Annotated in this window: 22 protein-coding genes; 12 read left to right on the top strand and 10 right to left on the bottom strand. The window is 62.2% G+C overall.

The window, feature by feature from the left end:
- Window positions 1-412 precede the first annotated feature (412 nt).
- The 4 genes from glnK to sutA all read left to right on the top strand — a co-directional run bounded on the left by glnK (window position 413) and on the right by sutA (window position 3190).
- Window positions 413-751, top strand: coding sequence for a P-II family nitrogen regulator (gene glnK, locus LQ249_RS30285; protein ID WP_002555808.1), 339 nt, complete (start codon window positions 413-415; stop codon window positions 749-751).
- A 33-nt stretch (window positions 752-784) separates the two neighbouring features.
- Complete coding sequence (locus LQ249_RS30280; protein ID WP_057004005.1) at window positions 785-2122, top strand: ammonium transporter; 1338 nt, start codon at window positions 785-787, stop codon at window positions 2120-2122.
- A gap of 212 nt (window positions 2123-2334) precedes the next feature.
- A complete protein-coding gene (locus LQ249_RS30275; RefSeq protein ID WP_017845176.1) occupies window positions 2335-2760 on the top strand; it encodes a secondary thiamine-phosphate synthase enzyme YjbQ in 426 nt (141 codons plus the stop codon).
- A 103-nt stretch (window positions 2761-2863) separates the two neighbouring features.
- Window positions 2864-3190, top strand: a complete 327-nt coding sequence (sutA, locus tag LQ249_RS30270) for a transcriptional regulator SutA (protein ID WP_017845175.1) — start codon at window positions 2864-2866, stop codon at window positions 3188-3190.
- A 114-nt stretch (window positions 3191-3304) separates the two neighbouring features.
- On the opposite strand, the gene LQ249_RS30265 is transcribed toward sutA, so the two are convergent.
- From LQ249_RS30265 to lptM, 6 genes are read right to left on the bottom strand one after another with little or no spacing between them, the layout of a single operon-like run.
- On the bottom strand, window positions 3305-4000 hold the full coding sequence (locus LQ249_RS30265; protein WP_232566090.1) for an HAD family hydrolase: 696 nt from the start codon (window positions 3998-4000) through the stop codon (window positions 3305-3307).
- On the bottom strand, window positions 3997-4896 hold the full coding sequence (xerC, locus tag LQ249_RS30260) for a tyrosine recombinase XerC (RefSeq protein WP_046381665.1): 900 nt from the start codon (window positions 4894-4896) through the stop codon (window positions 3997-3999). The genes LQ249_RS30265 and xerC overlap by 4 nt, the downstream gene beginning before the upstream one ends.
- A gap of 2 nt (window positions 4897-4898) precedes the next feature.
- Window positions 4899-5615 carry a DUF484 family protein gene (locus LQ249_RS30255; RefSeq protein WP_232566089.1) on the bottom strand — a complete coding sequence of 239 codons (717 nt, stop codon included), beginning with the start codon at window positions 5613-5615 and terminating at the stop codon, window positions 4899-4901.
- 13 nt (window positions 5616-5628) lie between these two features.
- Complete coding sequence (dapF, locus tag LQ249_RS30250; RefSeq protein ID WP_046381666.1) at window positions 5629-6459, bottom strand: diaminopimelate epimerase; 831 nt, start codon at window positions 6457-6459, stop codon at window positions 5629-5631.
- Window positions 6460-6462: 3 nt separating this feature from the next.
- On the bottom strand, window positions 6463-7710 hold the full coding sequence (lysA, locus tag LQ249_RS30245) for a diaminopimelate decarboxylase (protein ID WP_017845170.1): 1248 nt from the start codon (window positions 7708-7710) through the stop codon (window positions 6463-6465).
- Window positions 7711-7719: 9 nt separating this feature from the next.
- Window positions 7720-7887, bottom strand: coding sequence for an LPS translocon maturation chaperone LptM (gene lptM, locus LQ249_RS30240; protein WP_017845169.1), 168 nt, complete (start codon window positions 7885-7887; stop codon window positions 7720-7722).
- 238 nt (window positions 7888-8125) lie between these two features.
- Here lptM and cyaY point away from each other — a divergent pair, with 238 nt between their 5' ends.
- From cyaY to rnk, 3 genes are all read left to right on the top strand, one after another.
- The gene (cyaY, locus tag LQ249_RS30235; protein WP_017845168.1) at window positions 8126-8473 is read left to right on the top strand and encodes an iron donor protein CyaY; all 348 of its coding nucleotides are present in this window, start codon (window positions 8126-8128) and stop codon (window positions 8471-8473) included.
- 2 nt (window positions 8474-8475) lie between these two features.
- Window positions 8476-8694: a DUF1289 domain-containing protein gene (locus LQ249_RS30230; protein ID WP_026139803.1), complete on the top strand. Its 219-nt coding sequence runs from the start codon at window positions 8476-8478 to the stop codon at window positions 8692-8694.
- A gap of 131 nt (window positions 8695-8825) precedes the next feature.
- Window positions 8826-9236 (top strand): nucleoside diphosphate kinase regulator, encoded by a 411-nt coding sequence (rnk, locus tag LQ249_RS30225; protein ID WP_017845167.1) that lies wholly within the window; start codon window positions 8826-8828, stop codon window positions 9234-9236.
- Here rnk and LQ249_RS30220 read toward each other — a convergent pair.
- The 3 genes from LQ249_RS30220 to LQ249_RS30210 form a co-directional block, all read right to left on the bottom strand.
- Window positions 9233-12073 (bottom strand): class I adenylate cyclase, encoded by a 2841-nt coding sequence (locus tag LQ249_RS30220; RefSeq protein WP_046385150.1) that lies wholly within the window; start codon window positions 12071-12073, stop codon window positions 9233-9235. The two genes, rnk and LQ249_RS30220, sit on opposite strands and share 4 nt — an antisense overlap.
- Before the next feature lie 168 nt (window positions 12074-12241).
- Window positions 12242-12496, bottom strand: coding sequence for a TIGR02647 family protein (locus LQ249_RS30215; RefSeq protein WP_017845165.1), 255 nt, complete (start codon window positions 12494-12496; stop codon window positions 12242-12244).
- Window positions 12497-12648: 152 nt separating this feature from the next.
- Window positions 12649-12933 (bottom strand): hypothetical protein, encoded by a 285-nt coding sequence (locus tag LQ249_RS30210; RefSeq protein ID WP_017845164.1) that lies wholly within the window; start codon window positions 12931-12933, stop codon window positions 12649-12651.
- Window positions 12934-13058: 125 nt separating this feature from the next.
- Here LQ249_RS30210 and LQ249_RS30205 point away from each other — a divergent pair, with 125 nt between their 5' ends.
- Window positions 13059-13718 carry a glutathione S-transferase family protein gene (locus LQ249_RS30205; protein ID WP_046381668.1) on the top strand — a complete coding sequence of 220 codons (660 nt, stop codon included), beginning with the start codon at window positions 13059-13061 and terminating at the stop codon, window positions 13716-13718.
- 40 nt (window positions 13719-13758) lie between these two features.
- Here LQ249_RS30205 and argH read toward each other — a convergent pair whose 3' ends face one another.
- The gene (gene argH / locus LQ249_RS30200) at window positions 13759-15153 is read right to left on the bottom strand and encodes an argininosuccinate lyase (protein ID WP_046381669.1); all 1395 of its coding nucleotides are present in this window, start codon (window positions 15151-15153) and stop codon (window positions 13759-13761) included.
- Between the two features lie 502 nt (window positions 15154-15655).
- On the opposite strand from argH, the gene LQ249_RS30195 reads away from it, so the two are divergent.
- The 4 genes from LQ249_RS30195 to LQ249_RS30180 all read left to right on the top strand — a co-directional run bounded on the left by LQ249_RS30195 (window position 15656) and on the right by LQ249_RS30180 (window position 19371).
- The gene (locus tag LQ249_RS30195; protein WP_046381670.1) at window positions 15656-16402 is read left to right on the top strand and encodes a LytR/AlgR family response regulator transcription factor; all 747 of its coding nucleotides are present in this window, start codon (window positions 15656-15658) and stop codon (window positions 16400-16402) included.
- 138 nt (window positions 16403-16540) lie between these two features.
- The gene (hemC, locus tag LQ249_RS30190; protein ID WP_017845160.1) at window positions 16541-17482 is read left to right on the top strand and encodes a hydroxymethylbilane synthase; all 942 of its coding nucleotides are present in this window, start codon (window positions 16541-16543) and stop codon (window positions 17480-17482) included.
- A complete protein-coding gene (locus LQ249_RS30185; RefSeq protein WP_046488891.1) occupies window positions 17479-18237 on the top strand; it encodes a uroporphyrinogen-III synthase in 759 nt (252 codons plus the stop codon). Before hemC ends, LQ249_RS30185 begins: the two co-directional genes overlap by 4 nt.
- 18 nt (window positions 18238-18255) lie before the next feature.
- Window positions 18256-19371, top strand: a complete 1116-nt coding sequence (locus LQ249_RS30180; RefSeq protein ID WP_046381672.1) for a uroporphyrinogen-III C-methyltransferase — start codon at window positions 18256-18258, stop codon at window positions 19369-19371.
- Window position 19372 lies beyond the last annotated feature (1 nt).

Raw genomic sequence — 19372 nt, 5'->3', positions numbered from 1 at the left:
CCGGAAAACTGTTGGCGGGCAGTGTATCACGCAGCGTCTATAGTCATTTCCACGACCTCGGGCGCACGCTTTTCGCGCAGGGTGTCGGGCGGTAGCGCACCGTTTTCGTGCGCAATCACCCCGCCAAAAAGCCCCGCAGGTGGGCATAAGTGGGCAAGGGACTGATTTCAGTGGTTTTTACGGAGCTGGCAAGGTTTCTGCTTAGACGAACATGACCCATGCACTGATGCAGTCGCTGTGACGAATGCAGTGCGCCGACGGATCAGCGGTACAGGTTTCGTCACCAGTGGTTCGCTGGCGTCGCAATGGCAACTGCTCTTGCGACGACGCGTTACAAAGCCAGGCGCTGCGCTTAGACTTGAGACGGGTTTGTTTTCCTGGGGCAAGTCCACCAATTCGGGAGAGAGTTTTCATGAAGCTAGTCACTGCCATCATCAAGCCGTTCAAGTTGGACGATGTACGCGAGTCGTTGTCCGAAATCGGCGTGCAGGGCATTACCGTTACTGAGGTCAAAGGCTTCGGGCGGCAGAAGGGTCACACCGAGCTGTATCGCGGCGCGGAATACGTGGTTGATTTCCTGCCGAAGGTGAAGATTGATGTCGCCATTGACGACAAGGATCTTGATCGGGTTATCGAGGCGATAACCAAGGCCGCCAACACCGGCAAGATCGGTGACGGCAAGATCTTTGTGGTCAATCTGGAACAGGCTATTCGCATCCGTACCGGCGAAACCGATACCGACGCAATCTAAGCCGCCAAACCCAACGCCCCAGGAGAAAACAATATGACTCTGCGTAAATTCGCAGGGCTCGGAGCCCTGTTGTCCATCGTAATGCCAAGCCTGGCCATGGCGGCAGACGAAGTGGCTGCTCCAGTCCTCAATTCCGGCGACACCGCGTGGATGCTTACATCCACCGCGCTGGTGCTGTTTATGACCATTCCCGGCCTGGCGCTGTTCTACGGCGGTATGGTTCGCTCCAAAAACATTCTGTCGGTGATGATGCAGTGCTTCGCCATCACCGGCTTGATCACCATCCTGTGGTTCGTCTACGGCTACAGCATGGCGTTCGATACCACCGGCATGGAAGCGGGTGTGGTCAACTTCAACTCCTTCGTGGGCGGCTTGTCCAAGCTGTTCCTGTCGGGTGTGACCCCGGCCAGCATTACCGGCCCTGCGGCGCTGTTCCCTGAGGCGGTGTTCGTCACCTACCAGATGACCTTCGCCATCATCACCCCGGCGCTGATTGTCGGTGCTTTCGCCGAGCGTATGAAATTCTCCGCGATGCTGATCTTCATGGGCGTCTGGTTCACCCTGGTCTACGCGCCGATTGCCCACATGGTGTGGGGCGGTCCGGGTTCGTTGCTGGGTGACTGGGGCGTGCTGGACTTCGCCGGCGGTACCGTGGTGCATATCAACGCCGGTGTGGCTGGCCTGGTAGCGTGCCTGGTCCTCGGCAAGCGTAAAGGCTTCCCGACCACGCCAATGGCGCCTCACAACCTGGGTTACACCCTGGTGGGTGCAGCCATGCTGTGGGTCGGCTGGTTCGGCTTCAACGCCGGTTCCGCTGCCGCGGCCAACGGCACTGCCGGTATGGCGATGCTGGTGACCCAGGTCGCTACCGCCGCTGCCGCCCTGGGCTGGATGTTCGCCGAGTGGCTCACCCACGGCAAGCCAAGTGCCCTGGGCATCGCCTCGGGTGTGGTAGCGGGCCTTGTGGCCATTACGCCGGCTGCCGGTACCGTGGGCCCGATGGGCGCGCTGATCATCGGCCTGGCGGCGGGTGTGGTGTGCTTCTTCTGCGCCACGACCCTGAAACGCAAACTGGGCTATGACGACTCCCTGGACGCCTTCGGTGTCCACGGTATCGGCGGTATCCTCGGCGCAATCCTGACCGGTGTGTTTGCAGCACCGGCCCTGGGTGGCTTCGGCACCGTGACTGACGTGGCGGCCCAAGTCTGGATTCAGTGCAAAGGCGTCGGCTTCACTGTGATCTACACCGCCATCGTGACCTTCATCATCCTCAAGGTGCTGGATATGGTCATGGGCCTGCGGGTTACCGACGAAGAAGAGGCTGTCGGCCTCGACCTGGCACAACACAACGAACGCGGCTACAACTTGTAAGTAGGCGAAAAAAACATGCCCGGCTTGCCGGGCATTTTTTTGTCTGGTGTTTGCCCGTCATGACACGGGGGGCCGGTTTTTTGCGTCGCGTGTGTGATGGCGCGCGCACGGCGCTTTTCCGGGTGCGAATGTCTTACAGGCATGTAGGCGTATTCGGCACTTTGTTTTTTCCCTGAGCGCGCTAGAATGCGCGCCGATGGGCGGAGAACTGTATGTGGCAACAGACCCTGATTACCCTGCGGGCCAAGCCCCGGGGCTTTCACCTGGTAACCGACGAGTTGCTTGCCGGCTTGCCTGAATTGAAGGCGTGTCGCGTGGGCCTGTTGCATCTGTGGTTGCAGCATACCTCGGCCTCGTTGACCATCAACGAGAATGCCGATCCGGCGGTTCGTCGTGACTTCGAGCGTTTTTTCAACTCGCTGGTGCCGCAAGGCCGAGCCGGGTTCGAACACAACGACGAAGGCCCGGACGATCTGCCGGCGCACTTCAAGGCCAGTCTCCTGGGTTGCCAGCTGAGTTTGCCGGTCAAGGCCGGCCGCTTGGCGATGGGGACCTGGCAAGGTGTTTATCTGGGCGAGCACCGTGATCATGGCGGTGCTCGTAAAGTCCTCGCCACTTTGCACGGTGATGGGGCATAAGCCACTGGTTATCCGGTGGATGTTGATTTTTTTCCGGCGACCTTCGACAGATGGTGAAGCTGGGCTATAACTAATCTGCTTTTCGCAAGTCATGAGGTAGAACATGAGCGACGATGATCTGGAAAACGACGAACTGGAAGTAGGCGACGAAGACGACACCGAAGAAGGTCTTGAGGCGGCAGCGGAAGACGTTGCTGACGACGACGGTGGCGATGACGTTCCTGTTCCGGCTGCCAAAGGCAAAGCCAAGGCCGCTGTTTCGGTCGATGAGCTGCCAAGTGTTGAAGCCAAGAACAAAGAGCGCGACGCGCTGGCCCGTGCGATGGAGGAATTCCTCGCTAAAGGCGGCAAAGTGCAGGAAGTCGAGGCCAACGTGGTGGCAGATCCACCCAAGAAGCCGGATAACAAGTACGGCAGCCGACCTATCTGAGGTCTGCTTCTGGCTTGCTGGAAAAGCCCGCCGTCGCTGCGGGCTTTTTCATGCCTGAAACAAATTCCTACGGCTCACCGCCTGCCAATATAGGGGAAGCAAGCCCCCTCCCACTTACTGCCAGCTTTTGAGCAGCGGAGGCAGTTCCGTCAGGCTGCGAATCTGCGCATCCGGGAGTTTATCCCCTTCCCAGACCTTGCCTGCCGGGTTGAACCACACGGCACGCAGCCCCGCCTGTTGCGCTCCGGCGATGTCGTCACCGGGGTGATCGCCGATATGCACCGCCGCGCTGGCGTCCACCCCGCCCCGTTGCAGCGCTTCCTGAAACAACCGTGCATCCGGCTTGGCGATGCCGATGTCTTCGGCGCGCAACGCGAAGTGGAAGTAGTCCGCCAACCCGACGCGCTGTACGTCAGCGTTACCGTTGGTGATCACGCCCAGCAGGAAGTGTTTGCGCAGCGCTTGCAGCATCGGCTCGGCTTCGGGGAATACGGTGAGCTGGTGGCGCGCATGAATGAACGCTTCAAAGCACACATCGGCCATTTCCGTCGCTTCAGGTTGTGGATAACCGGCCTCTTCAAACGCGTGCATCAGTACGCGGTGGCGCAGCATGCTGATGCGGTGCTTGAGTTCGGGATGGCGTTCCAGCACCTGCTGGCGAAGGTTGGCGAAATGCTCCAGGGGCAGTTCGCCGACCTTGGCGGCATGGGTGGCCAGCCATTCGCGCATCGACGCTTCGGCGCTGATGATGACGGGGACGTTGTCCCAGAGGGTGTCGTCGAGGTCGAAGGTGATCAGCTTGATACTCATGAGTCGCCGCCCTTGATGCGTTTGGCCCGTGGATGGGCGCTGTCGTACACCGTTGCCAGGTGTTGGAAGTCCAGGTGGGTGTAGATCTGTGTCGTCTTGATATCAGAGTGGCCGAGCAGTTCCTGCACCGCGCGCAGGTCTTGGGACGACTCCAGCAAATGGCTGGCAAACGAGTGCCGCAGCATGTGCGGATGCAGGTTCTGCCCCAGCTCGCGCTCGCCGGCCGCCTTGACCCGCAGTTGAATCGCCCGCGGCCCCAGGCGCCGGCCCTGCTGGCTGACGAATACGGCGTCGTCCGCCGGGTTGGTCAGTGCGCGCAGGGGCAGCCACAGTTGCAGCGCTTCCCGGGCCTTCCTGCCCACCGGCAGCACGCGGGTCTTGCTGCCTTTGCCGAGCACTTGCACCAGGCCGTCGGCGAGGTCGAGCTGATCGAGGTTCAGTCCGGTCAGTTCCGACAGGCGCAGGCCCGAAGAATAGAACAGCTCCAGGATCGCCTGGTCGCGATGGGCCAGGAAGTCGTCCTCGACGGCGCCATCGAGCAATTGCAGGGCGCGGTCGGTGTCGAGGGTCTTGGGCAGCCGCCGCTCGCCCTTGGGCGGGGCCAGCCCATTGGCCGGGTCGTGGTCGCACAGGCCTTCGCGGTTGAGGTAGTGATACAGGCCGCGCACCGCCGACAGCAGGCGCGCCAGGCTGCGCGAGGATTGGCCCTGCTGGTGCAGGCGCGCGATCAGGCTGCGCAGGCCCTGGATGTCCAAGGCCTTCCAGCTGGGGATCTGCTGCTTTTCGCAGTAGGCCAGGACCTTGTTCAAGTCCCGTCGGTAGGCTTCCAGGGTGTGGGGCGACACCTGGCGCTCGCTGCGCAGGTGTGCGCAGTAAGCGTCCAGTTGCCGTTCCATGGTCAGCGCACCGCGCGCAGGGCGGTGGTGAAGCGCGGTAATACGCGGCCCAGCACTTCGGCGATGTAGGTCAGGAACAACGTGCCCACCGAACTTTTGTAGTGCGTAGGATCACGGCTGGCGATGGCCAGTACCCCATGCAGGCCTTGATGGCTGAGGGCGACCACGGCGGTCGAACCGATCTGCTTGCGCTGCTCGGCGCCAAACAAAAAGTCCAGTTCATGCTCGCGCAAGGTGCCGCTGATGGTCTTGCCTTCGGAAAGCAGGCCGCCGATCGCCGTTTGCGCTTCGCCGCCGCTGACCCAGCGCCCGACCGGCATCGGGTTGTCGCTGAACAGGATCAGGCTGACGAAGGGCACCTGGAAGTCCTGGCGCAGGCTGTCTTCCACGGCGATCACCGTTTCTTCCAGGCTGGTGGCGTCCATCAGCGTCAGAATCAGGCGACGGGTCTTGTCGAACAGGCGGTCGTTATCGCGGGCGACGTCCATCAAGTGCGAGAGCCGATGGCGCATTTCGATGTTGCGCTCGCGCAGGATCTTCATCTGCCGCTCCACCAGCGACACGGTGTCGCCACGCTGGTGGGGGATGCGCAGGGCCGGCAGCAGTTCTTCGTGTTCGACGAAGAAGTCCGGGTTAGCCTCAAGGTACGCCGCGACGGCAGCGGCCTCCAGACTTTCGCTCGGGGATGCTTGTGCGGGTACTTGAGGCTTATCGGTCATTTGCTTGGCTCACTCATAGACGGACCTGTCCTTCGTATACGCGCGTGGCCGGCCCGGTCATCATCACCGGGTGGCCGGGGCCTGCCCATTCGATGGACAAACGTCCGCCGGGCAGGTCGATCAGCAGCGGCGAATCCATCCACCCCTGGCTGATCGCGGCCACGGCAGCGGCGCAAGCACCGGTGCCGCAGGCCTGGGTTTCGCCGGCGCCGCGTTCCCATACGCGCAATTGCGCGCGGGAGCGGTCGATCACCTGCAGGAAGCCCACATTGACCCGTGCCGGAAAGCGCGGGTGATGTTCGATCTTCGGCCCCAGCTCGTGCACCGGCGCATTATTGATGTCGTCGACCCGCAGCACCGCATGGGGGTTGCCCATGGACACCGCCGCCAGTTCGACAGCCTGGCCGTCGACATCGACGGTGTAGTGGGTGGCCTGCTCGGTGGCCTGGAACGGAATATCCGTCGGCACCAGACGTGGCGCGCCCATGTTGACGCTGATCTGGCCGTCGCTGCGGACATCCAGCTCGATCACGCCGCTCTTGGTCTCGACGCGAATCTGCCGCTTGGCGGTCAGGCGCTTGTCCAGCACAAAGCGGGCGAAGCAGCGCGCACCGTTGCCGCACTGTTCCACTTCGGAACCGTCGGAGTTGAAGATCCGGTAACGGAAATCCACCTCCGGGTTGCTCGGCGCCTCAACGATCAGCAACTGGTCGAAGCCGATGCCGGTATGACGGTCGCCCCACTGTTTGGCGTGCTTGGGCAGGATGTGCGCGTGCTGGCTGACCAGGTCAAGGACCATGAAGTCATTGCCCAGCCCGTGCATCTTGGTAAAACGCAGCAGCATGGCTTACTCCGGCAGCAGGCTTTCGCCAGCATACAACTCGGCTACCGTCTCGCGGCGACGCACTTCAAACGCTTGATCACCGTCCACCAGCACCTCGGCGGCACGCCCGCGGGTGTTGTAGTTGGAACTCATGACAAACCCGTAGGCACCGGCCGAATGAATGGCCAGCAGGTCGCCTTCTTCCAGGGCCAACTGACGATCCTTGGCCAGGAAGTCGCCGGTTTCGCAGATCGGGCCGACGACGTCATAGGCGCGCGCTGCGCTGTCGCGAGGCGTTACGGCGGTGACATTCATCCAGGCCTGGTACAGCGCCGGGCGGATCAGGTCGTTCATCGCCGCATCGACGATGGCGAAATCCTTGTATTCGGTGTGCTTGAGGTACTCGACCTGGGTCAGCAGCACGCCGGCATTGGCGACGATGTAGCGGCCCGGCTCGAACATCAGCGTCAGGTCGCGGCCTTCCAGGCGTTCGCGCACGGCCTTGATGTAGTCGCCGATCAGCGGTGGCTCTTCATCGCGGTACTGCACGCCCACGCCGCCACCGAGGTCGATGTGCTGCAGGTAGATGCCGCACTCGCCGAGGCGGTCGGTCAGCGCCAGCAGACGGTCGAGGGCATCCAGGAACGGCGGCAGGGTGGTCAGTTGCGAGCCGATATGGCAGTCGACACCCAGCACTTCCAGGTTCGGCAATTGGGCGGCGCGGATGTACACGTCCTCGGCGTCGGCGATGGCGATGCCGAACTTGTTCTCTTTCAGACCGGTGGAAATGTACGGGTGGGTGCCAGCGTCGACGTCCGGGTTGACGCGCAGGGAAATCGGCGCGCGAACGCCCATCTCGGCGGCGACCACTTGCAGGCGCTCCAGCTCGTCGGTGGATTCGACGTTGAAGCAATGCACGCCGACTTCCAGGGCACGGCGCATGTCTTCGCGGCTCTTGCCGACGCCGGAGAAGACGATCTTGTCAGCCTGGCCGCCAGCCGCCAGGACACGTTCCAGCTCGCCGCGGGAGACGATGTCGAAACCGGCGCCCAGACGCGCCAGGACATTGAGCACGCCCAGGTTGGAGTTGGCCTTGACCGCGTAGCACACCAGGTGCGGCACGCCGTTCAACGGGTCGGTGAAAGAGCGATATTGGGCTTCGATATGCGCGCGCGAGTACACATAGGTCGGGGTGCCAAAGCGCTCGGCAATTGCGGACAGCGCCACGCCTTCCGCGAACAGCTCGCCGTTCCGGTAGTTAAAAGCGTCCATGGGGTTCCCTTAGTAAGTGTCGTGCTTATGCGCTTTGGCAGGCTTTTGCGACGATTGCGCCTGTTCATTCGGGTCTTTGCTGTCATCGGGCAGATACAGCGGGCCTTTTTGACCACAGGCACTAACGAGGCAAGCGACCGCGACGAGCGCAGCAAGGGAAGAGATCAGGCGCTTCATGGCGAAATCCTTGAATATGCATTAATTGCGCCCGAGTATACCGACCACCCGCCAGCTTGCCTATGCGCCGGAATACCCGTCCGGCGGGGGTTTGCCGACATAACTGCGAAGCTGGCTACGCTAGTCAGGGATATTTCTTACCGCCATCGGTAATGAACTCGGTATCCTTTGCAATCGGCGGAGCGCGTCCGTATCGTGCGGCGCTTGAGCAAAACCAGACACTTTTGAGGTTGCCGCAATGAGTTTGACCGAAGCCCGTTTTCACGACCTGGTGGATTCGACCCAGAACGCGCTGGAAGATATTTTCGACGACAGCGGCCTGGATGTGGACCTGGAAAGCTCGGCCGGGGTGCTGACCGTCAAGTTCGAGAACGGCACTCAACTGATCTTCAGTCGTCAGGAACCGCTGCGCCAACTGTGGCTGGCGGCACGTTCCGGTGGTTTTCACTTCGATTACAACGAAGAAGACCGCAATTGGCAGTGCGATACCAGCGATGAGCTGCTCAGCGAAATGCTCGCGCGGCTGGTTCAGGAACAAGCCGGTGTCGAGCTCGGCTTCGATGAGCTGAACCCCGACGAGAATTGATGGTGAGCCAGCCTGCAATCGTGCGTCCGCCCAAGCCGTTGTTCAGTAATGTCAGCCCGGCGGTGCCATCACCTTGTATCAGTTTGTGTCGGCTGGACGAGGCAAAAGTCTGCCTTGGCTGCTTTCGCCATGTGGAAGACATCCGTGAATGGCGCTCCGCCGATGATCAGCGGCGACGCGTGATCGTGGCCCAGGCCGAGCGGCGCAAAGTCGGGCCTTGAGCCCGTCTTGTTTATTTGCGGTGCTGTGGTAGTGTCCGGGTACACCTCAACTCATCGAGGTCCGTGAGAACCCCGCCTTTTCCTGGCGGGGTTTTGCTTTTTTGTGCAGAAAAAAGGAGTCTGCCTGAATCATGACCGCACCTTCCATCATTCTTACCCGTCTCGACGTGCAGCGTCTTGAGCAACTGATCGACCGTGTCGGCGAGAATTCGCCAGGTGTAGAAGCCCTGCAGCACGAACTCGACCGCGCCGAAGAAGTGGTTGGCCACGATGAAGTGCCTGCAAGCGTCGTGACCATGAACTCCAGCGTGCATTGCCGCGAGCAAGGCAGCGGCAAGGACTATCACCTGACCCTGGTTTACCCCAAGGATGCGAATGCCGACGCGGGCAAGATTTCGATCCTGGCACCGGTGGGCAGCGCGTTGCTCGGCCTGAAAGTGGGTCAGCACATCGACTGGCCAGCACCCGGCGGCAAGACCCTCAAGCTCGAACTGCTCAGTGTTGAAGGCCAGCCCAAAGACGGCGGCGCCTTTTCGCTTTAAATCTGCTTCAGCGCGTCATTGAGCGCCTGTTCCAGCTCGGCCTTGTAACGCAGGTACAGATTGCTCGGGCTTTGTACGTCGCCGAGCAGGCCCGAGAGATCCAGATCAGTGATATAGCAGCGGTAGCGCTCGGTTTCGCGGCGCTGCCCGACGATCTCCCGGGCGACCACTGCAAACAGCTGGTCGCCAAACTCCAGTTCGGAAAACTCCCGCTGATTGCAGTACAGGGTGATCCCCACCTGGCCCGGCGCCGCCTTGCCGATAATCGCCTGCACGTCATAAAACGGCTTGTTGGCCGGGTTTTGCGGGGCCGGCCGAGGCTCGATACCGCGTGCGCGATTGCTGCCCGACGGCAACAGTTGGTAATACAAGGTTTGCACCGCGCCCAGCGGTTCTTGCGGGTCCAGGGGCGACAGCGCGTCCCGGCGATAGATGATCGACTGCAGAAAACGCTGCAACGGCGCCAGCAGGCTCTGTTCATCATGGAACGGCAAGCGTTGCTGCCAGAGCGCGTTGAACTCATCCAGCACATACAGCTCGGCGAAGCCTTCGTTGACCCGGTAAAACACCTGCACGCATTCGGCCATGCCCATCGGCAGCAGCAGCGCCAGGTCGTGGTCTTCCAGGGCCATGGCGTCCAAGTGCAACGGGCTGTAGCTGGCCAGTTCTTCGCTGAGGTAGGCGATCAGCGCGTCCTGGGTCGCCAGTGAGACGTGGGTGGCCTGGCCGGGCATCAGCTCCATCACGTGATAGTGCTGCTGCACCTGCAGCAAGTAGCGATGGTTGCCCTGGCCCAGCAGCAGGTTCTGCGCGGTGTCGAAGATTTCTTCCACGCGCTGGGCAATGAACTGTGCGCGGTTGTGGCAGAAGCAGCGCACCCGCAGGCGCGGCAGGTGGTCCGACGGCAACTGGTTGAGGTAGTCGCGCAGGCAGTCGAGCAGGGCATGGGGGCCGTCGTAGCGGCTGACCATCACTTCGTTCCAGCTGTTGAGCGTGACCTGGTCGAGGGTCAGCACCAGGTTTTCGCGCACGCCGGCGTAACTCAGGGAGTCGGTGCGCTCGGTGGTCATCAGGATGTTCAGGTCGCGATGGTGCTTGAGCGGGTCGACGCCGACGTTGATCAGCAACAGCACTTCTTCCGGCACCGCCGAGCGCAGCAGGCGCTCTTCATCGACGCTGGCCAGGGGCAGGGCGATGGTCTGTTGCAGGCTGCCCAGCAGGTTGAACAGTTCGAATTCGGTCATGTCGCTGACGCCTGGGTGCAGCGCCAGGCGCGTGCTGCTGTCGATCACGCCGTTGCGGTGGCACCAGGTGAGCATTTCCAGCAGGTCGCGGCTGCGCTTGATCGGCGCGAAGTGCTCCGATTCCAGGGCGGTGAGGTTGCCGTTGTACAGGCCCCAATGATGCTGGCCCGGTTCCTTGCGGTTGGCCGATTGCACCAGGGTCAGGGTGTCTTCGGCCAGGTCCGGGGCGATGCCGGGGTTGATGAATTCGACCTTGCCGGCCTTGCGTTCAAACGCCGCGTACAAGCGACGGCCAAGCACATTGAGGTCGCGCTTGTTGATCAGGCTGACGGTCTGTTCGGTGCGGGCGAACTGGGTCAGGAAGCGATAGCTGTAGTTCAACTCATTGACCAGGGCGCGGCGCTCGGAGGCGACCTGGCGTACTTTCCATTGGCTGCGGCTGTCGAGCAGCGCCAGTTGACGCTGGTCCCAACCCCATTCATGGGCCAGGCGTTCCAGCAACAGGCGCTGCCAGCCGACGGTGCGCTGGCCGGCGCTGAGCTTGCGGTTGACCTTCAAGTACAGCGCGCGCCGTACCAGTTCCAGGCGTTCCGGCTCGTTGCGCGCGTTGAGGTATTCCTCGATGCGCCGGTAGACCACGACGTAAGGGTCCAGCTCGTCCAGGTCCATCCGGTTGGCGAACACCGCCCGTTTGAAGCGCAGGCTCAGGCACTGCACGTTCGGGTGCTCGCTGGCGTAGACCTCGGTCAGCAGCAGCTTGAGCAGCGACTTGTAGGGCGATTCGATGCCCTTGAACAATTGCCACAGCCCGGCGCCAATGAATTCACCGGGCGGGATGCGCGCCAGGTGGCCGAGGTCGAGGGTTTCATCGGCACGGATAAAGCGTTTGGAAATCAGCGTGTGGGTGAACTCGGCGTAGCGCACTTCTTCATACACCGGCACCAGCCACCAGATCGGTGTGCGGCCGGCGAGCCAGATGGCGGTGCGATAGAACTCATCCAGCAACAGATAATGCTGGGTGGTGCCGCAGTCGTCGGAGCTCAGTTGCGTGTCGCGTTCGCCCAAGACAAACCGGCTCGGCTCGATCAGGAAGAAGTGCGCCTCGGCGCCCATGCTCTGGGCCCAGGCCTCCAGTAACTGGCATTTCTTGCGCAGCTCGACCAGTTCGTTGTCGCTCAGGTCGGGGGCGTGGCATACCCACACGTCCATGTCGCTCTGGTCGGCTTGGGCCAGTGTGCCGAGGCTGCCCATCAGGAACAGGCCATGGATCGGCTGCGGCGGGTTGCCGTGGCGTGGTTTGTAGGAGAACGAACGGGTCAGGCGTTGGGCTTCGCTCAGGGCCTGCGCGTCGGGTTCGAAATTCGACAGCCCGGCCGGGGTGCTGCCCGACACGTAACCGGGCAACAGCGGGTGATTGACGTGGAAAAACAGCGGCAGCAGGGTCAATACGCTTTGCTGGCGTGGCGTCAGCCCTTCGAGGGCCCGGGCCATGCGCCCTGCGTTAAGCGCCATGAACCGCGCGCGCAGTTGGGCCAGCACCTTGCGGTCGATGCCTTCATCCAGGTCGGGGCGGATCTCATGGGTGCGGGTCATGTCGAACTCGGCGGCGCGCAAGGCCCGACATGGGCGGCCGTGTAGGAGTTTACATTCAGAAGCGTAGGAGGTTTAGAGGGGAAACGGTTTTTGGCGTCAGAATTTTATCCGGTTCGCGGCAATGCCCTCGGAATCCGCCGCGGCGGACTCCATGGGCAGTATCCGGAATCAGGCAGCTTCTTTGGTTGCGGCGGTGGTCAGGATGGTCAGCAGGGTTTGGGCTTGTTCTGCAGCGTCCCGGCCAAGGCTGGTCAGGTAACCGCCGTCCGGTTGGTCGATCAGTTTTTTCTCGAACAGGCGTTTGGCGGCGGCGATAGCAGTCGGTGCGGCAGTCTGATGGACTTTCAGACCTTCCTGGGAGCTGTCCAGGTTGAAGAGTGCAAGGATTTCCAGTTCGGCAACCAACTCAGGGGTATACGACATAGGGACTCCAGACTTTCTAAGAATTTGTTAGAGGCTAGCAGGCCCTAAGGTGAACGTACTTTGGCGGGCTGTCCAGTGGGAAACTCGCGGCTGTTGATATGGCGCAGTGTTGTGGCGAGGAAGCAGGCTTCCCGGCCACACGGGCGCTCGCTTCAGGCGTTTTCAGGCGGCAGCTCGGGCAGTGCGCGCAAGGCGGATTCATACCATTGGGTATCGAAGGCGCGGTCTTCGTCGAGCATCTTGTCGATTTCCACCGCCAGCACATGGGCCATCATGTTCAAAATCTCTTCGCGCTCGTAACCCACCAGCGTCAGCTTGTTGAACGTGGCCTTGGCGGCGGGCGGATTGTCGCTTTCGATCTGGTTTTCGATGGCCTGGGTCAGCGTGCTTTCGGTGAACGCTTCTTCGTCGTTGTCGATATCGGTCGGCTCGCTCATGGCAGGCTCCTCAAGAAAAGGGCGCCAGTCTACCCCCATTCAGGCAGGTGATGCTGCTAGCCAGGTTGGTCGGGCGGATCTATAACTCATGCAGCCAACCCCGCACATGGCCTGGAGGCTTTGCGATGCTCAAGCTCTACGGATTTTCGGTCAGCAATTACTACAACATGGTCAAGCTGGCGCTCTTGGAGAAAGGCCTGGCATTCGAAGAGGTGCCTTTTTTTGCCGGGCAAACACCCGCCGCCCTGGCGATCAGCCCGCGGGGCAAGGTGCCGGTGCTGGGTGTCAAACAGGGCTTTATCAACGAAACCAGCGTGATCCTCGAATACATCGAGCAAACCCAGGAGGGCCCCTCGCTGTTGCCGGCCGAACCGTTTCAGCGCGCTCAGGTGCTGACATTGTGCAGGGAAATCGAGCTGTACATCGAGCTGCCCGCCCGTGCGTGTTTCGCCGAAGCGTATTTCGGCATGCCGGTGCCGGAGGCGATCAAGGACAAAGCCCGGGCCGAGTTGCTGCTGGGGGTGGGGACGTTAGGTCGGCACGGCAAGTTCGCGCCTTACGTTGCGGGGGAGAGCTTTACGATTGCCGATCTGTATTTCATGTACAGCCTGAACCTCGCCTGCGGCGTGGCCGAGAAGCTGTTCGGCCTGGACCTGTTGGCTGAATTGCCGACGGCCAAGGCATTGCTGGAGCGTTTGCACGCCATGCCTAACGCCCTGAAGGTGGCGGCGGACAGGGAAGCGGCGATGCCGGCGTTCATGGCGATGGTGGCGGCGAAGAAGTGATCAATGTGGGAGGGAGCAAGCCCCCTCCCACATTTTCGACCTAGCGGCTGGCGAGCAGGACCTGACCGCGCACGACGGCGGCCTTGACCTGGGCCGGCGCGGTACCGCCCACGTGGTTGCGCGCATTCACCGAACCTTCCAGGGTCAGCACGGCAAACACGTCCTGCTCGATCTGGTCGCTGAACTGGCGCAGTTCTTCCAGGCTCATTTCCGCCAGGTCCTTGCCGCTTTCCACGCCGTACTTCACGGCATGGCCGACGATTTCGTGGCAGTCGCGGAACGGCAGGCCACGACGCACAAGGTAATCCGCCAGGTCGGTCGCGGTGGAGAACCCACGTAGCGCCGCTTCACGCATGATCGCGTGCTTGGGCTTGATCGCCGGGATCATGTCGGCAAAGGCACGCAGCGAATCGCGCAGGGTGTCGGCGGCGTCGAACAGCGGTTCCTTGTCTTCCTGGTTGTCCTTGTTGTAGGCCAGGGGTTGGCCTTTCATCAGGGTCAGCAGGCCCATCAGCGCGCCGAATACGCGGCCGCTCTTGCCACGTACCAGCTCCGGCACGTCGGGGTTTTTCTTTTGCGGCATGATCGAGCTGCCGGTGCAGAAGCGGTCGGGCAGGTCGATGAACTGGAATTGCGCGCTGGTCCACAGCACCAGTTCTTCGGAGAAGCGCGACAGGTGCATCATCGCGATACTGGCGGCGGCGCAGAATTCGATGGCGAAGTCGCGGTCCGACACGCCGTCCAGGGAGTTGCCGCCCACGGCGTCAAAACCCAGCAGTTGTGCGGTGTACTCGCGGTCGATCGGGTAGGTGGTGCCCGCCAGCGCGGCGCTGCCCAACGGCATGCGGTTGGCGCGCTTGCGGCAGTCCACCAGGCGCTCGTAGTCGCGGCTGAGCATTTCGAACCAGGCCAGCAGGTGGTGGCCGAAGGTTACCGGCTGTGCGGTCTGCAGGTGGGTGAAGCCGGGCATGATGGTGTCCGATTCACGCTCGGCCTGTTCCAGCAAACCTTTTTGCAGGCGGGTGATTTCGGCCAGGATCAGGTCGATTTCGTCACGCAGCCACAGGCGGATATCGGTGGCCACCTGGTCGTTACGGCTGCGCCCGGTGTGCAGTTTCTTGCCGGTCACGCCGATGCGATCGGTGAGGCGGGCTTCGATGTTCATGTGCACGTCTTCCAGGTCGACGCGCCAGTCGAACGTGCCGGCTTCGATCTCACCGCGGATGGTGGTCAGGCCGTCGATGATGCTGTCGCGCTCGGCGTCGGTCAGCACGCCGACCTTGGCCAGCATCGTGGCGTGGGCGATCGAGCCCATGATGTCGTGGCGGTACAGGCGCTGGTCGAAGGTGACGGAGGCGGTGAAGCGGGCGACGAAGGCGTCGACGGGTTCACTGAAGCGGCCGCCCCAGGACTGGTTGGTCTTGTCGGTGCTCATGGATTCGCTCGTGATCTGCTTAAAAGAGGCGTGGAGGTGTGCCGACGATAATAACAGGGTTGCCCGTGGAGGCGGTGCTGCGGGTGGTCGGCATTTTATTTGTGCCAAGCATGGCTAAGTGCCTTGCCGCCGACCGCGTCCGGGAAGAGACTGGGCAGAGGTGCTTATTGAAACGATATTTGACGAATGAGCAATGTCGTCTCGGCGAGCGTCTACAGTTGGACTGAGTAGTGTGTGAATGCACCAAAGTCAGGTGATGCGGTCATAACCCTGACTACCATTAAACAAGGGGGGTATTCGGATTGTGTATCAGCAAACCCTACGACGATGCCCAAGGACGGCAGGTTTTGGGCGCTATTGAACAGGTCCGGATAAATATGAGTGCCACTCTCAGGGCACTTTTTGCCGCTCGCGCTAGTCTTAGCGTGGATCGCTGTGACGCAAGTCACCGCACCTGTCTACGCTATCCTTGTGCGAGACTCACGCAGGAATCCAGCGCAATATGAATGTCCTGATCGTTGATGACGAACCCCAAGCCCGCGAGCGACTGAGCCGTCTGCTCAGCGAACTCGAGGGTTATACAGTCCTTGAACCGAGCGCCAGCACGGGTGAGGAGGCGTTGACGTTGATCGACAGCCTCAAGCCGGATGTGGTGCTGCTCGACATCCGCATGCCGGGCCTGGATGGCCTGCAAGTCGCCGCCCGCCTGAGCGAGCGCGAATCGCCGCCGGCCGTGGTGTTGTGTGCCGCCGAGGAAGAATTCCCTGCCGAAACCCTGGAAGCCAGCGGTGTCAGCTTCCTGGCCAAGCCGGTGACTGCCGAGGTGTTGCTCAAGGCGTTGAAAAAAGCCGAGCGCCCCAATCGCGTCCAGCTCGCCGCCCTGACCCAGCCCGCCGCCCAGAGCGGTAACGGGCCGCGCAGCCATATCAGCGCGCGCACCCGTAAGGGTATCGAACTGATCCCGCTGAGCCAGGTGATCTACTTCATCGCCGATCACAAGTACGTGACCCTGCGTCACGAGTCTGGCGAAGTGCTGCTCGATGAGCCGCTCAAGGCCCTTGAGGATGAATTCGGCGACCGTTTCGTGCGTATCCACCGCAACGCGCTGGTGGCCCGCGAGCGCATCGAGCGCCTGCAACGCACGCCTCTGGGGCACTTTCAGTTGTTCCTGAAAGGGCTTAACGGCGATGCTTTGATCGTCAGCCGCCGCCATGTCGCCGGCGTGCGCAAGATGATGCAGCAGCTTTAGTCCAAGGGCTGCAGCGCGCTTTATCGTCGTGATCCCGGTGCGCTGTGGCCAGGGAGGCCCCGCACTTGCTGATTCAAATCAAAGCGAATTTGCCTGAGCTGTTATTATCTGCCGTATCTATTCAGTACGGATTGATCCATGTCCTCTCGCGAAATCCGCATCGCCACCCGTAAAAGCGCCCTGGCCTTGTGGCAGGCCGAATACGTCAAAGCACGTCTCGAGCAGGCCCACCCTGGGCTCCAGGTATCCCTGGTGCCCATGGTCAGTCGCGGCGACAAGCTGCTCGACTCGCCGCTGTCGAAGATCGGCGGCAAGGGTCTGTTCGTCAAGGAACTGGAAACCGCGCTGCTGGAAAACGAAGCCGACATCGCCGTGCATTCGATGAAAGACGTGCCCATGGACTTCCCCGAAGGCCTGGGCCTGTTTTGCATCTGCGAGCGCGAAGACCCGCGCGATGCCTTTGTGTCCAATACCTACGCGTCCCTGGATGAGCTGCCGTTGGGCAGCATCGTCGGCACTTCCAGCCTGCGTCGTCAGGCCCAGTTGCTGACGCGTCGCCCGGATCTGCAGATCCGCTTCCTGCGCGGCAACGTCAACACGCGTCTGGCCAAGCTCGATGCCGGTGAATATGACGCGATCATCCTCGCGGCGGCCGGTTTGATCCGGCTCGGCTTCGAAGACCGCATCACCTCGGTCATCAGCGTCGAAGACAGTTTGCCCGCTGGCGGGCAGGGCGCAGTGGGCATCGAATGTCGCACCGCCGACAGTGAAATCCACGCCTTGCTCAAACCGCTCGACCACCACGACACCGACGTCCGTGTCACCGCCGAACGCGCCCTGAACAAACACCTCAATGGTGGCTGCCAGGTGCCGATCGCCTGCTACGCCGTGCTCGAAGGCGAAAACCTGTGGCTGCGTGGCCTGGTGGGCGACCCGGAAGGCGGCAACTTGATCACCGCGCAAGTGCGCGGGCCGCAGCGTGATGCGACGGCGCTGGGGATCCAGGTCGCCGAAGAGCTGCTGGACCAGGGCGCCGGTGCCATCCTGCAAAAAGTCTACGGCGAGGCCGGCCCGCAGTGACCGATTGGCGTGTGCTGCTGACGCGGCCTGCCGAGGAGTCTGCGCTGTTGGCGGCGTCGTTGTCGGATGTCGGGATTTTCAGCAGCAGCCTGCCGTTGCTGGAGATCGAAGCCTTGCCGGTCACGCCTGAGCAGCAGGCGGTCTGGGCTGACCTGGGCCGCTATTGCGCGGTAATTGTGGTCAGCAAGCCGGCGGCGCGCCTTGGCGTGCAACGCCTGGAGCGACACTGGCCGCGGTTGCCGTGGTTCAGCGTGGGTGCCGCCACCGCCCAGGTACTGGCCGATCACGGCCTGGACGTTCATTATCCGCCCAGCGGCGACGACAGCGAGGCCTTGCTGGCCTTGCCCGCCTTGCGCGAGGCCATTGCGCGCACCGATGCGCGGGTGCTGATCCTGCGCGGCGAGGGCGGGCGAGAGCTGCTGGCGGAGCGTTTGCGCGAGCAAGGTGCTAGTGTCGACTATCTGGAGTTGTATCGCCGTTTCCTTCCGGCCTACGACCCGGGTGTACTGATGCAGCGCATCCAGTTGGAACGCTTGAACGGCCTGGTGGTCAGCAGTGGGCAGGGTTTTTTGCACCTGCAGGCCCTGGCCGGTTCGGATTGGCCACAGGTGGCCCGGCTGCCGTTGTTCGTGCCCAGCCCGCGAGTCTATGAGATGGCGCGGGCGGCTGGCGCAGAAAAAGTTGTGGATTGTCGCGGCGCGAGTGCCGCGGCTTTGTTAGTGGCGTTACGGAGCCATTCCGTTCCCACTCTCTGATACGCAAAGGATGGATACGTGAGCGAAACAGCCTTGCCTAAAGATGAAGCTCAGCCCGCGCTCGATGCGCCGGGCCAGACACCGGTCACTGCGCCGCGCCGTGGCAATGGCCTGGCAATCGTCGCCTTGCTGCTGGGTGCTGCGGGCGTTGCCGCCGGCGGGTGGGGGATCTGGCAGGTCCGCACCCTGCAAGCCAGCAACCAGCAACAGCTGAGCCAGGTAAAGAGCCTCGACGACCAGTCCCAGACCCTCAAGCAAAGCCAGCAACAGTTGGCTGCACGCCTGGCGCAATTGCCGGGCGCGGACGAGCTGGAGGAGCGCCGCCGCTTGCTGGCCCAGTTGCAGGGCGACCAGCAGCGTTTGGGCCAGCGCCTGGAAACCGTGCTCGGGGCCAGCCGCAAGGACTGGCGCCTGGCAGAAGCCGAACACTTGATTCGTCTGGCGAGCCTGCGCTTGTCTGCCCTGCAGGACATCAACAGTGCGCAGTCGCTGGTCCAGGGCGCCGACGAGATTCTTCGCGAGCAGAGCGATCCGGGTTCCTACGCCGCGCGCGAGCAATTGGCCAAGAGCCTTGCCGCGTTGCGCAGTACCGAACAACCGGACCGTACCGGGCTCTACCTGCAATTGGCGGCCTTGCGCGATCAAGTCGTGCAACTGGCGGCGATTGCGCCGGAGTACCAGCTTCAGGAGCCGACATCCCATGGGCGTCCGACCACCGATACGGAAAACCGCTTGAGCCAATGGTGGGAGCAGCTCTCGCGTTACTTCCGCATCGACTTCAACCCCGATGACAACATTCGCCCACTGCTCGCCGGCCAAGGCCTGAACCAGGTTCGCCTGGCCCTGAGCCTGGCCCTCGAGCAGGCGCAATGGGCTGCGCTCAATGGCGAGGCGGCGGTGTACAGCCGTTCGCTGGGTGAAGCGCGCAGCGTGTTGCAGGACAACTTCAACCAGGACAACCCGCAGAGCAAAGCGATGCTCGCGCGTATCGCCGAGCTTGAGCCCAAGGCCGTCTCGGTCGTGACTCCGGACCTGGCCGCCAGCCTGGCCGCCGTGCAGGCATACCTTGAACGTCGTCACTTGCCTGCCGAAGAAGCCAAAGCTTCGGCCGGCACGCCGGCGAGCCAGGAGTAGA

This window comes from Pseudomonas sp. 7-41 (genome assembly GCF_021233075.1).
GTDB lineage: Bacteria > Pseudomonadota > Gammaproteobacteria > Pseudomonadales > Pseudomonadaceae > Aquipseudomonas > Aquipseudomonas veronii.
The sequence above is the reverse complement of the archived record's forward strand: the minus strand, read 5'-3'. Positions and strand labels throughout refer to the sequence as shown.